The 12791-nt window shown below is 70.9% G+C and carries 13 protein-coding genes and 1 pseudogene; 7 read left to right on the plus strand and 7 right to left on the minus strand.

All coding sequences use genetic code 11. The features are described 5' to 3' along the window. A pseudogene (locus tag B7W94_RS08795) lies at window positions 1–261 on the plus strand (ATP-dependent DNA ligase); the annotation flags it as partial. A 108-nt stretch (window positions 262–369) separates the two neighbouring features. On the opposite strand, the gene B7W94_RS08800 reads toward B7W94_RS08795, so the two are convergent. The 4 genes from B7W94_RS08800 to murI all read right to left on the minus strand — a co-directional run bounded on the left by B7W94_RS08800 (window position 370) and on the right by murI (window position 3594). Further along, entirely contained in the window at window positions 370–1290 is a 921-nt protein-coding gene (locus B7W94_RS08800; RefSeq protein WP_025105315.1) for a cation diffusion facilitator family transporter, read from the minus strand. 100 nt (window positions 1291–1390) lie between these two features. Then, window positions 1391–1984, minus strand: a complete 594-nt coding sequence (rdgB, locus tag B7W94_RS08805) for an RdgB/HAM1 family non-canonical purine NTP pyrophosphatase (RefSeq protein WP_085605999.1) — start codon at window positions 1982–1984, stop codon at window positions 1391–1393. A gap of 2 nt (window positions 1985–1986) precedes the next feature. Next, a complete protein-coding gene (gene rph / locus B7W94_RS08810; RefSeq protein ID WP_085606001.1) occupies window positions 1987–2724 on the minus strand; it encodes a ribonuclease PH in 738 nt (245 codons plus the stop codon). A 33-nt stretch (window positions 2725–2757) separates the two neighbouring features. Next, the gene (gene murI, locus B7W94_RS08815) at window positions 2758–3594 is read right to left on the minus strand and encodes a glutamate racemase (RefSeq protein WP_025105318.1); all 837 of its coding nucleotides are present in this window, start codon (window positions 3592–3594) and stop codon (window positions 2758–2760) included. A gap of 63 nt (window positions 3595–3657) precedes the next feature. On the opposite strand from murI, the gene B7W94_RS08820 reads away from it, so the two are divergent. Then, window positions 3658–4983, plus strand: coding sequence for a nicotinate phosphoribosyltransferase (locus B7W94_RS08820; protein WP_085606003.1), 1326 nt, complete (start codon window positions 3658–3660; stop codon window positions 4981–4983). Between the two features lie 6 nt (window positions 4984–4989). Here the strand turns inward: B7W94_RS08820 and B7W94_RS08825 are convergent, their stop codons facing one another. Genes B7W94_RS08825 through B7W94_RS08835 form a run of 3 tightly spaced genes read right to left on the minus strand, consistent with a single transcriptional unit; the run spans window position 4990 to window position 8208 of the window. Then, on the minus strand, window positions 4990–5256 hold the full coding sequence (locus B7W94_RS08825; RefSeq protein ID WP_025105320.1) for a DUF3039 domain-containing protein: 267 nt from the start codon (window positions 5254–5256) through the stop codon (window positions 4990–4992). A 40-nt stretch (window positions 5257–5296) separates the two neighbouring features. Then, window positions 5297–6862, minus strand: a complete 1566-nt coding sequence (locus B7W94_RS08830; protein ID WP_025105321.1) for a hypothetical protein — start codon at window positions 6860–6862, stop codon at window positions 5297–5299. After that, a complete protein-coding gene (locus tag B7W94_RS08835; RefSeq protein ID WP_025105322.1) occupies window positions 6838–8208 on the minus strand; it encodes an ABC transporter ATP-binding protein in 1371 nt (456 codons plus the stop codon). Before B7W94_RS08835 ends, B7W94_RS08830 begins: the two co-directional genes overlap by 25 nt. Between B7W94_RS08835 and B7W94_RS08840 the strand changes: the two genes are divergently transcribed. The 5 genes from B7W94_RS08840 (at window position 8183) to B7W94_RS08860 (ending at window position 12771) form a co-directional block, all read left to right on the plus strand. Next, window positions 8183–8905, plus strand: a complete 723-nt coding sequence (locus B7W94_RS08840) for a hypothetical protein (RefSeq protein ID WP_139833303.1) — start codon at window positions 8183–8185, stop codon at window positions 8903–8905. The genes B7W94_RS08835 and B7W94_RS08840 overlap by 26 nt on opposite strands. 188 nt (window positions 8906–9093) lie before the next feature. Beyond that, window positions 9094–9786 (plus strand): phosphocholine cytidylyltransferase family protein, encoded by a 693-nt coding sequence (locus B7W94_RS08845; protein ID WP_025105324.1) that lies wholly within the window; start codon window positions 9094–9096, stop codon window positions 9784–9786. Between the two features lie 79 nt (window positions 9787–9865). Further along, window positions 9866–10855, plus strand: a complete 990-nt coding sequence (locus B7W94_RS08850; protein ID WP_253247415.1) for a hypothetical protein — start codon at window positions 9866–9868, stop codon at window positions 10853–10855. Window positions 10856–10942: 87 nt separating this feature from the next. After that, the gene (locus tag B7W94_RS08855; protein WP_441338627.1) at window positions 10943–12532 is read left to right on the plus strand and encodes an acyl-CoA carboxylase subunit beta; all 1590 of its coding nucleotides are present in this window, start codon (window positions 10943–10945) and stop codon (window positions 12530–12532) included. Further along, window positions 12529–12771, plus strand: a complete 243-nt coding sequence (locus B7W94_RS08860; protein ID WP_253247416.1) for an acyl-CoA carboxylase subunit epsilon — start codon at window positions 12529–12531, stop codon at window positions 12769–12771. The genes B7W94_RS08855 and B7W94_RS08860 overlap by 4 nt, the downstream gene beginning before the upstream one ends. Window positions 12772–12791: the final 20 nt, after the last annotated feature.

Genomic DNA, 12791 nt, shown 5'->3' on the forward strand with positions numbered 1-12791 from the left:
CAGGAGGCGGTGATCGTCGGCATCCGCCCGGGCAAGGGCGATCGGGAGGGCGCTCTCGGCTCTCTCCTCCTCGCGGTCGCGGAGGGCGGCGACCTCCGCTCCCTCGGCCTCGTAGGCACCTTATTCACCGACCGGATCCTTCTCGATCTCCTCGCGCGCCTGAAGCCGCTGCACGTGCCGCGGGCACCGCTCGACGGCGTGCCCCGACCCGATGCCTCCGACGCCCTGTGGGTGCGACCCGAGCTCGTGGGCGAGGTGTAGTTCGCGAACTTGACGCCGGACGGCATCATCCGGCACTCGCGTTGGCGAGGTCTGCGCCCGGACAAGACCGTCGACGAGATCACCGTCGAGGCGTGAGCGGCGCGCCGCTCACGCGTGGTGCGGTTCGCAGTCGCTCTGCTCGGCCGGTTCGATCTGGAACGTGGAGTGCGCGACGTCGAAGTGATCCGCGAGGCACGCCTGCATCTCCGACAACAGGGCCGCCGAACGGCCGTCCGCCAGCAGGTCCGGTCGCACGCTGACGTGCGCGGTGAAGACGGGCGCCCCGCGGGTGAGCTGCCACACGTGCACGTCGTGGACCCCGACGACGCCGTCGTAGCCGAGCAGGTGGGTGCGGATCTCGCCGACGGCCATGCCCTTCGGGGCCGACTCGGCGAGCACGGAGAACACCTCCTTGAGCAGCACGAACGCCCGCGGGATGATCATCGCCGCGATGAACAGCGAGGCGAGCGCGTCGGCCGGCATCCAGCCTGTCACGAGGATCACGCCCGCCGCGATGATGACCATGAGAGAGCCGAGCAGGTCGCCCATCACCTCGAGGTAGGCGCCCCGCACGTTCAGGTTCGTGCGCTGGGCCCGGCTGAGCAGCCACATCGACACCGCGTTGGCGACGAGGCCGACGACCGCGACGACGAGCATGAGCCCGCCCGCGACCTCGACCTCGGAGGGGTTCAGCAGCCGCTGCACCCCCTGCACGGCGACGACGGTGGCGAGGGCGATGAGGATGACCGCGTTGATGAGGGCACCGAACACCTCGGCCCGCTGGTAGCCGAACGTCCGGCGGTCGTCCGCAGGACGCGCCGCAACGGTCGCGGCGATGAGGGCGATCACGAGCGCCGAGGCGTCCGTGAACATGTGCGCGGCGTCCGCGAGCAGCGCGAGCGAGCCCGTGAGAAGGGCTCCGACGACCTGCACGATCATCACGGTCGCCGTGAGGGTCAGCGAGATCGCGAGCAGGCGACGGCTGCTCGCCGAACGGAGACCGCCGGGCGCGGGCGCATGATCGTGCATGCCCCCAGGCTAGCCCGGGGGCGGGTGCGGAGAGGCCGTTTCCGCCTAGTCGGGAACAGTAACGATTCTCACCGTCAGCAGGGGTTCTTCTGCGGGATCCTCAGAGCGCGGCGAGCAGCGGCACGAGCGCCGTGAAGGCGCGGGCGCGATGCGACTGCGACTGCTTCTCCTCCGCCGTGAACTCCCCCACGGTGCGCTCCGCGCCGTCGGGCTGGCCGTCCGGGATGAAGATCGGGTCGTAGCCGAAACCGCCGCCCCCGGAGGCTTCGTGGGCGAGGCGTCCAGGCCAGATCCCCTCGACGACGTGCTCGCGACCGTCCGGGAGGACGAGGGCGATGGTCGAGGTGAAGTGCGCCGAGCGATGCGGGTCGGCGATGTCACGCAGCTGGTCGAGCAGCAGCTCCAGGTTCGCCGTGGCGTCCTTCTTCTGTCCTGCCCAGTACGCCGAGAACACCCCCGGCGACCCGCCGAGCACGTCCACGCAGATGCCGGAGTCGTCGGCGAGCGCCGCGAGGCCGGTGTGCGCGGCGGCCGCTCGCGCCTTGAGGAGCGCGTTCTCGGCGAACGTTACCCCGTCCTCGACCGGCTCGGGACCGTCATAGCCGACGACCTCCAGGTCGGGCCGCGTCTGCTGGACGATCTGCTGGAACTCCGCGACCTTGTGCGGGTTGTGGGTCGCGAGGACGACGCGCATGCTCAGGCTCCCGCCAGAGCGGCAAGCTGCCGGCCCTTCAGCTCCGCGCAGCCGGCGACCCCGAGGTCGAGGAGCGCGTCGAGCTCGCGCTTGTCGAACGGCGCTCCCTCGGCCGTGCCCTGCACCTCGACGAACAGGCCCCGGCCGGTCACGACGACGTTCATGTCGGTCTCGGCCCGCACGTCCTCGACGTAGGCGAGGTCGAGCATCGGCTCCCCGTCGACGATGCCGACCGACACCGCGGAGACCGAGTCGAGCAGCGGCGTCGAGTTCTTGCCGATGAACTTCTTGTCCCGGCCCCATTCGATGGCATCGGCCAGGGCGACGTAGGCGCCGGTGATCGCCGCCGTGCGAGTGCCGCCGTCGGCCTGGAGCACGTCGCAGTCGATGACGATGGTGTTCTCGCCCAGCGCCTTGGTGTCGACGACGGCGCGGAGGGCGCGTCCGATGAGGCGGGAGATCTCGTGCGTGCGGCCGCCGATGCGCCCCTTCACGCTCTCCCGGTCGTTGCGGCTGTTCGTCGCGCGCGGGAGCATCGCGTACTCCGCCGTGACCCAGCCCTTGCCCTTGCCGGTGAGCCAGCGCGGCACACCGTTCGTGAACGAGGCGGTGCACAGCACCTTCGTCCCGCCGAAGCTGATCAGAGCCGAGCCCTCGGCCTGCGCGCTCCAGCCGCGCTCGATGGTGATCTCGCGGAGCTGCGAGGTGGAACGGCCGTCGGCGCGGACGATGTCGGTCATGTGCTTCTCTCGGTCGGGGATGGAGCGACGGGCTCAGCGCGCGTCGAGGGCGGAATCGGGAAGCGTGATGACGCCGGTCTGGACGAGCTGCACGTCGCGCACCTCACGGCCCATGAGCCGGTTCGCGAGCGCCGTGAAGTCATCGGCGGAGGCGCCCGTGGCTTCGTAGACGTAGCTCGCGGTGGCGTCGGGCGGCGCCAGCAGATCGCCGCGCACGAGCTGGCGGTACACGTCGCCCGCGGTCTCGTCGTCGCTGGAGACCAGGGTCACGCCCTCCCCCATGACGTAGCTGATGGCGCCACGGAGGAACGGGTAGTGCGTGCAGCCGAGGACGAGCGTGTCCACGTCGGCCTCCCGCAGCGGCGCGAGGTACTCCTCGGCCACGGCGAGCACCTCGGGGGTCCCTGTCACGCCGGCCTCGACGAACTCGACGAACCGGGGGCAGGCCGCCGTGAACACCTGCAGGCGCTCGTTCACCTCGAGCATGTCCTGGTACGCCCGCGAGCCGATGGTGCCGACGGTGCCGATCACGCCGACGCGACCGTTCCGCGTCGTCGAGACCGCACGCCGGACTGCCGGACCGATCACCTCGACCACCGGGACGTCGTAGCGCTCGCGCGCATCGCGCAGCATGGCCGCAGAGGCGGTGTTGCAGGCGATCACGAGCATCTTCACGCCCTGGTCGACCAGCGTGTCCAGCACCTCGAGCGCGTAGCGGCGCACGTCGGCGATGGGCTTGGGGCCGTACGGCGAGTGCGCGGTGTCGCCGATGTAGACGAACGATTCGCGGGGCAGCTGGGCCCGGATGGCCCTGGCCACCGTGAGCCCGCCGACACCGGAGTCGAAGATCCCGATCGGCGCGTCGTTCATGACCCCCAAGCCTACCCGCGTGCGCGGCGCCGCGTGCATCGCGGCGCTCACTAAGCTGAGCGCATGACCACGTCGACGGCGCTGCTCACCGACCGTTACGAGCTCACGATGCTCGCCGCCTCGCTCCGGGACGGCACCGCGTCCCGACCGAGCGTCTTCGAGCTCTTCTCCCGGCGTCTCTCCGGCGGACGCCGTTTCGGCGTCGTGGCCGGCACCGGGCGGCTGCTCGGGTTGCTCCGTGACTTCCGCTTCGGGGACGACGAGTTGCGCTTCCTCCGCGACGAGCGCGTCGTCGACGCCGAGACCCTCGCCTCCCTGGAGCGCTACCGTTTCACCGGGACCGTCCGCGGCTACCGCGAGGGCGAGCTCTACTTCCCCGGGTCGCCCATCCTCACGGTCGAGGGTTCGTTCGCGGACGCGGTGGTCCTGGAGACGCTGGCGCTGAGCGTACTCAACCACGACTCCGCCGTCGCCACGGCCGCCGCGCGCATGAGCATCGCTGCCGGGGAGCGACCGCTCGCCGAGATGGGCTCGCGCCGCGCGGCGGAGCGCTCCGCCGTGGCCGCGGCGCGGGCGGCCTACATCGCCGGCTTCGGCGCCACGAGCAACCTCGAGGCCGGTCGCTCCTGGGGCATCCCGACCATGGGCACCGCCGCCCACTCGTGGACCCTGCTGCATGACAGCGAGGAGGACGCCTTCCGCGCGCAGGTCGAGAGCATGGGCGTGGACACCACCCTCCTCGTGGACACCTATGACATCCGCACCGGCGTCGAGACCGCGATCCGGGTGGCCGGGACCGGGCTGGGCGGCGTCCGCATCGACTCCGGTGACCTCCCGATCGTCGCCGCAGAGGTGCGCGCACAGCTCGACGAGCTCGGCGCCACCGAGACCCGCATCACGGTCACGAGCGATCTCGACGAGTACGCGATCGCCGCTCTCGCCGCGTCGCCCGTGGACGCGTACGGCGTGGGCACGTCCGTCGTGACGGGTTCCGGCTATCCCACCGCGAGCATGGTCTACAAGCTCGTGGCCCGGCAGGATGCCGACGGCTCGTGGATCGGGGTCGCCAAGGCGTCCGCCGACAAGGCCTCGTTCGGCGGCCGCAAGGCGGCGTTCCGCACGCTCAGCGACGGAGTCGCCGCGGCGGAGACGGTCGTCGTCTCCGACGGGTTCGAAGCACTCGACACGCCTGCCGAGCACCCGGACGGACGCCCGCTCCAGGTGACCCTCGTCGACGGCGGGGAGATCGACAGCGCCTTCGAGGGTGCTGCAGGGACCGCCGCTGCCCGCGCACACCACCTGCGCGTCCGCGAAGAGCTGCCGGTGCGCGCCCTCGCGCTCAGCAAGTCCGACCCCGCGATCCCGACGGTCTACGTCGAGGCCGACTGACCGGGGTCAGCGGACCATCGACTCGTAGATCTCCTTGCACGTCGGGCAGATCGGGAACTTCTCGGGGTCGCGGCCCGGCGTCCACTTCTTGCCGCAGAGGGCGCGGACGGGCTTGCCCGTGATCGCCGACTCGAGGATCTTGTCCTTCTTGACGTAGTGCGAGAAGCGCTCGTGGTCGCCCGGTTCGATGTTCTCCTCGCGGAGGAGTTCTTCCAGTTCGCGATCAAGCGTTGCCACGCCGCCCTGATCGGGGCTGTCCAGCGGAGTACTCATCCCGCGATTCTAGCCGCGTCTCCCCCTCGGCGGGGCGGTCTCACGCGGTCTCGACGAACTCCATCAGACGTTCGCCACTGCGCTCGAAGATGCGGCCGCCGAGCACGGCTCCCCCGAGGAACACCGCGATCCCGGTGAGGATGCCGACCCAGAACGCGGCGGGCGCGTAGCCGGAATCGGCGACGATGCTCGCCGCGAACAGCCACATCGTCGGCACACTCAGCACGATCGCGCCGAGGAACGCCGCCGCGGGGCCGTACACGCCGCGGGACGTCGGCCGCTGCGGCTGCTGGAACGGGCTGTCCCCCGGGCGGGAGACCGCGTAAGGCGCGACCACGGACACCACGCTGGAGATCCCGAGGGCGCTGAACAGCAGGCTCGCTCCGAGACCGACCAGCGGCAGGAGGAGGCTCCACCGACCGGCGAGGAGCAGCGAGAGCGGCACCGCGATCGCCAGCACGGGGACGGCGACGAGCAGCACCGGCACGAGGCGCCCAAGACGGTCGGGAAGACCGCGGACGCCGCTCGCGACGTGGGTCCACAGAGCCGTGGAATCGTAGGCGACGTCGTTGTGGGGCAGCCAGCCGAAGAACAGGGCCATGACGGGCACGGGCACGAGGGCGGCGATTTCGACCGGCACACCCGCGACGATGAGGGGGAACACGGTGAGCACGCCCGCCACCGGCACCACGATGATGTTCATGATGTACCGGCGGTCGCGCAGCCAGTACACGAGGCTCCGGGCCGCGATGGCGCCGAAGGCGTTCGAGGGCAGGAGACCGAACCAGCCGAGTCCGCTCCGTTCCCGTGCCGCCACCGGACGCTCGGTCGTGGTGAGCAGGCGACGCACGAACCAGGTCCAGGCGAGCCACAGCAGCGCCAGGGTGACGACGGCCACCAGGCCGCTGATCCAGGCCGCGGCCGTCTCCCCTTCCGCCGCCGCGAACATCGCCGCCGGGGAGGCCGCGAGCGGGGTGAAGCCGATCACGGAGGTCAGGGTCGCCAGCGATGCCGGCACCTCGCCGTCCCAGCGGAGGGAGCCGAGGAACACCGCGACGGGGAACGCGATGACGATCAGGGCGAGGGCGAACAGCGCGGTCAGCTCCCGGGAGCGGCGCTCCGGAAGCAGGAGCGCGTTGAGCGCCATCCCGACCCGCGAGAGGAGGATGGTCGACAGCAGCCCCATCAGCGCCAGGAGGACGGCCGGGAGCCACGGCGCGCCGGCCCTGATCGCGACGACGGTCACGCTGATGTAGACCGCGAGGAGTGCGAGGCTCGGGACGCTGACGAGCGACGCGATCGCGAGCACCCAGGGCATCTTCCGCTCGTCGACGCCGAACACCGCGAAGCGCCGCGGATCGAGCTGGTCGACGGCCCCCACGAGCAGGGGCCCCACGAGGAAGCCGAGCAGGACGGCCGCCCCGCCGAGCACGGTCACCGCCTTGGATACCGGGACGGGGGCGCCGCCGAGGCTGAAAACCGCCACGCACACCACCACGGTGACCGCGATCACCGCGCCGAAGGAGAGCAGGGTGCGCACCCGGTGTTCCCCGCGCAGAGCGCCCAGGAGGAGCGCGAACCTCAGTCGGAGAACGTGTGCAGCCACTCGAGCCCCTCCACCTCGCCGCTGGAGCCCGCGAGCTCCACGAATCGGGACTCGAGCGTCTGGCCCGCGCGCACCTCGTCGATCGTGCCCTCGGCGAGCACCTCGCCGTTCACGATGATCGCCACCCGGGAGCACACGCGCTCCACGAGGTCCATGCCGTGGCTCGACAGGATCACCGTGCCACCGTGCGACACGTACGCCCGCAGGATGTCGAGGATCACGGCGGACGACACGGGGTCGACGGACTCGAACGGCTCGTCGAGGACGAGCACGCGGGGCGAGTGGATCATCGCGCCCGCGAGCATGATCTTCTTCGTCATGCCGGCCGAGTAGTCGGACACCACCCGGTTCAGGGCGTCGCCGAGGTCGAAGGCCCTGGCGAGGTCGCCGGTGCGCTTCTCGATGACGTCGGCGGCGAGCCCGCGGAGCAGTCCGTAGTAGTAGAGCAGCTGACGCCCGGTGAGGCGGTCGAAGGTGCGCAGCCGGTCGGGCAGCACGCCCATCACGCGCTTCGCGGCGAGCGGGTCGGTCGCCTGGTCGATGCCGCAGATGAGAACGCTGCCCTCGTCGGCGCGCAGGAGGCCGGCGACGATCGACAGGGTCGTCGTCTTGCCGGCGCCGTTCGGCCCGACGATGCCGTAGAAGGAGGCCGCGGGCACCGTGAGGTCGATGCCGTCGACCGCGCGGTTCTCACCGAACTGCTTCACGAGGCCGCGGATGCGGATGGCCTCGGTGCCGGGCTCCGCCGCCGCGTCGTCATCGGCTTCTGCCGGCGGCTCCTCGGCGATCACCGCGTCGACCACCTCGACGATCTCGACCTCCGCGACGCGGCCGTCTTCCGGTGCAGGCTCCGTCGTCACCGGCAGAGCAGTGTCGGACACCTCGACGGCGGGCTCCGTGGCACGGTCCTCGGTGACCGCGGGGTCCTCGACGAGCGTCGCAGCTTCGGTGATGCCGTCGTCCGACGCCGTCTCGGCCGAGGCGGTGTCGGTGGCCACTGCGGACGCGGTCGGCGACGACACGGGGCCGGAGTCCTCCGGCTGCGTCTCCGCAGCGGCCTCGGCGTCCGCGGCCTGTGCTTCCGCAGCCTCTGCTTCCGCCGCCTCTGCTTCCGCGGCTTTCGCGGCAGCCGCCTTGGCCGCGGCCGCCTTCGCCGCCGCGGTCTTGGCGGCGGTGGTCTTGGCCGTCGTCTTGGCCGCCGATGCTTTCGCGGCGGCCGTCTTCGCCGCCGCGGCCTTGGCCGCAGCCGTCTTGGCGGCCGTCGTCCTGGCGGCAGCCGTACTCGGCTTCGTGGTCGTCGCGGACGGACGCTTAGAGCCGGTGGTGCGCGCCGCGGTGTTCTTCATCGCGGCCGTTCGGGCTGCGGAGGCCGTGCGCGCAGCGGCGGGATCCACGCTCGCTGCGGGCGTGGGCTCCACCACGACCTCGGACGAGGGGGCCGCCTTCTCGGCCGCAGCCTTGGTCGGCGCGCCGGCCGGCTTCTTCGCCGCGGGAGACTTCGCCGCGGGAGACTTCGCCGCCGCGGACGACTTCGTCGTGGAGGACTTCGTCGTGGTGGTCTTCGCCGAAGCGGCCTTCGCACCCGCGGTCTTGCCTGCGCTCGACGTCGCACCGGCGGTCTTCGCCGCAGGCGACTTCGCGCTCGTGGTCTTCGCCGCCGGGGACTTCGCCGCCGTGGTCTTCGCCGCCGGGGACTTCGCAGCGGTGGACGTCGAGGCCGCGGTCTTCGCGCTCGTCGACTTCGCGCTCGTGGTCTTCGCCGCAGGGGTCTTCGCCGCAGGGGTCTTCGCTGCGGTCTTCTTCTTCGCCGTCGACGCGTCCGCGGCGGACGTGCCCGCGGTCGAGGTCGCGGCCGCCTTCTTCGCGGCAGCAGAGGACGAGGCAGGCCTCTTGGCTGCCGGCTTCCGAACGGGCGCGGGGGCCTCGGCCGGAGTCTCGGCTCCCTCTGCCTGGGGGGTGGGGTCATCAGGGGAGGAAGTCACCGTCCTACGGTATCAACGGGTGGCTGAGAGCCAAGGCCCCACGCGCGATTCCGCCACCTGAACCCCTTGTCCGCCGGTTTTGCAAGGGGGTTGTCGTCCCTGTGCGTTGCGTGTGTACTCGGTCACGAAATGGCAACGGGGCCCACCTGGCCCCGGGCTTTCCAGGGGGAATCGCTACCATGATTCCCGGCACGACGAAGTGTCTGGTCGGTGAACCGGCCGTGAACACAACTTCCTTTAGGAGTATTCGTGACTCTTCAGACCGTCATCCTCGCCGCGGGCATGGGCTCCCGCCTCGGCCGCGCGCTGCCCAAGCCGCTCACCGAGCTCAGCGACGGCCGCACGATCATGGGCCAGCAGCACGACAACATCCGCGCCGCCTTCGGCTCCGACGCCCGCATCACCACGGTGGTGGGCTACCGCGCGGAGACGATCATCGAGGCCTTCCCCTCCGTGAACTACGTCCACAACGACCGCTACGACGAGACGAACACCTCGAAGAGCCTCCTGCGCGCCCTGGGCGCCACCGGCAGGAGCGGTGTGCTGTGGATGAACGGCGATGTCGTCTTCGACCCGATGATCCTCGGCCGCGCCGCCGCGTACATCGAGCGCGACCAGTCGTTCGTCACCGTCAACACCGCCAAGGTCAGCGACGAAGAGGTGAAGTACACCGTCACCGCGGAGGGCTTCATCAAGGAGCTGTCGAAGTCCGTCAAGGGCGGCCTCGGCGAGGCGGTCGGCATCAACTACATCTCCTCCGGCTTCAAGAAGGCGTTCATGCGCCAGCTGCAGCGGGTCGAGGATCAGGACTACTTCGAGCGCGGTCTCGAGCTGGCGATCGCCGAGGACGGCCTGCTGCTCGAGCCGATGGACGTCTCCGACCTGTACGCGGTCGAGGTCGACTTCGCGGAAGACCTGGAGCGCGCGAACCTCTTCGTGTGACGCTCCCCTCCGAGAGCCCCGTTCCGCCACGGACCGGGGCTCTCGGTGTTTTCGCGGTCGCGCTTCATAGGATCGGCACATGGCCCCCAAGGTGCACAAGATCCACTCCCTGCCGGACGACGCCCCGTGGGACAAGGGCGTGCCCCCGGTCGGCTCCCCCGAGCACCCGATGATGGTCCGCGGGCTCGATCGGGTGCTCTCGATCCAGCGCCCGCTGGTCCTCGCTCACATCCGCAGCATCCGGCTGCGCAACCCGCACGCGACCCCCGACGAGATCATCCGGATCCTGGAGCGCCGCTATCTCGCAGCCGTCACGACGGGCGGGGCCGCGGTGGGGGCGACCGCCGTGGTCCCCGGTATCGGCACGGGCATCACGCTCGCCCTCTCCGGCGTCGAAACGGTGGGATTCGTGGAATCCACCGCCCTCTTCGCGCAGTCGGTCGCCGAGGTGCACGGCATCGCCGTCGGCAACCCCGACCGCGCACGCGCTCTCGTCATGACCCTCATGCTCGGCAAGGAGGGCGTCGACCTCGTCGGACAGCTCGCCCGGCAGGTCACCGGTCGCGGCAGCAGCCGATCGGCGTACTGGGGCGAGCTGGTGACGAAGTCGCTCCCCCGCGCCGCCGTGGGACCGCTCGTGGACCAGCTCAAGGGGATGTTCGTGAAGCAGTTCGCGGCCAGGGGCGGGGCATCGTTCCTCGGCAAGGCGATGCCGTTCGGCATCGGCGCGGCGATCGGCGGCGCGGGCAACCACATCCTCGGACGCCGGGTCCTCACCACCTCGCACCGGGCCTTCGGAGCCGCACCGCTCACCCTCCCCGCGGAGCTGGAGCCCGTGCCCGGCGCCGAGAAGGTCGAGCTGCGGATGCTGCGTGGAGCGCGCTACGCCGGCAACGCGGTCGCGGGAGCCGCGGGCACCGTGGCGCGCGGCGCGGGATGGGTCGGGCACCGGGTCGGCGAGATCGCCGGTCGCCGACGCGAGCACCCCACGGAAGAGCTCGACGCCGGTCCCGCCGAGGGCGATCACGGGTTGCCGCCGCGACCGGGTTCCGACACGACCGCGGGGTGAGCGAGCGCGCACCTCGCCAAAGGATCTGCCGCCCCGTTGTGCCGATCATCCAACGGACGGCGCAGAGCCGACGCTAGGGTGGAATCCGTGACGGACAAGCCCGACCCCTTTACCACCGCCGGAAAGATCGCGGACCTGCGCGCTCGCTACACCGAGGCCGTCGTCGACGCCGAGGCCAAGGCGAAGGAGAAGCAGCACGCCAAGGGCAAGATGACCGCCCGCGAGCGCATCGAACTCCTCGTCGATCCCGGCAGCTTCGTCGAGTTCGACGAGTACGTGCGGCACCGCACGACCGCGTTCGGCATGGATCGCTCGCGTCCGTACGGCGACTCCGTGGTGACCGGCGTCGGCACCATCCACGGCCGCACGGTCGCCGTGTACTCGCAGGACTTCTCCACCTTCGGCGGGTCGCTGGGCGAGGTCGCCGGCGAGAAGATCGTCAAGATCATGGAGTTCGCCCTGGCGGGCGGCATGCCCTGCATCGGCATCCTCGACTCGGGCGGCGCGCGGATCCAGGAGGGCGTCGTCGCCCTCGGCAAGTACGGCGAGATCTTCCGCCTCAACACCCGCGCCTCGGGCGTGATCCCGCAGATCTCGATCATCATGGGCCCGGCGGCCGGCGGCGCGGTCTACTCCCCCGCCCTCACCGACTTCGTCATCATGGTCGACAAGACCAGCCAGATGTTCGTCACCGGACCCGACGTGATCAAGACCGTCACCGGCGAGGACGTCGGCATGGAGGAGCTCGGCGGCGCCTACACGCACAACACCCGCTCCGGTGTCGCGCACTACCTGGCCGAGGACGAGGACGACGCGATCGACTACGCCCGCACGCTCCTCGGCTTCCTGCCGGACAACAACATGGCGGAGCTGCCCTCCTACGAGAGCGCGTTCGAGTTCGAGACCACCGACGCGGACCGCGCGCTCAACACGCTCATCCCGGACTCCCCGAACCAGCCGTACGACATCCACACCGTGATCGAGCACGTCGTGGACGACGGCGACTTCCTCGAGGTGCAGCCGCTGTTCGCGCCGAACATCGTCATCGGCTTCGGACGCATCGAGGGCCGCTCGGTCGGCATCATCGCCAACCAGCCGTCCCAGATGGCGGGAACGCTCAACATCGAGGCCGGCGAGAAGGCGAGCCGGTTCGTGCGCTTCTGCGACGCGTTCTCGGTCCCCATCGTGACCCTCGTCGACGTCCCCGGCTACCTCCCGGGCACCGACCAGGAGTGGACCGGCGTCATCCGCCGCGGCGCCAAGCTCCTCTACGCGTACGCGGAGGCCACCGTGCCGCTCGTGACCGTCATCCTCCGCAAGGCCTACGGCGGCGCGTACATCGTCATGGGGTCGAAGCAGCTCGGCGCCGACGTGAACCTCGCCTGGCCGACCGCCGAGATCGCCGTGATGGGCGGACAGGGCGCCGTCAACATCCTCTACCGCGGGGAGATCCGCAAGGCGGAGGAAGCGGGCGAAGACGTGGCGGCGGTCCGCACGCGCCTCGCGAACGAGTACACGTACAACGTGGCCTCGCCCTTCCTCGCGGCCGAGCGCGGCGAGCTCGACGGGATCATCGAGCCGGCGAACACGCGGGTGGCCATCGCGAAGGCTCTCCGGGCGTTGCGGGGCAAGCGTGCCGAGCTGCCCCCGAAGAAGCACGGGAACATCCCGCTGTGAGCGGCCAGGAACCCGCCGTCGACGGGGCGGCGCCTGCGCCCGTGATGCTGGAGGTCACCCGCGGCACCGCGAACGAGGAGGAGCTCGCTGCCCTCATCGCGGTTCTGGGGGACGCCTATGCGAACGAGCAGGCGGAGGCGACGGTCGAGGAGCCGCGGGTCTCCGCGTGGACCCGCACCCAGCGTCCGCTGCGCCGGCCCCTGCGCCGGGACATCCCCTGGGGACGTTTCGCCGGCTGAGTTCCGGCCCGGATCTTGTC

It is taken from the genome of Microbacterium sp. LEMMJ01, assembly GCF_002114135.1.
In the GTDB taxonomy this organism is placed as follows: Bacteria; Actinomycetota; Actinomycetes; order Actinomycetales; family Microbacteriaceae; genus Microbacterium.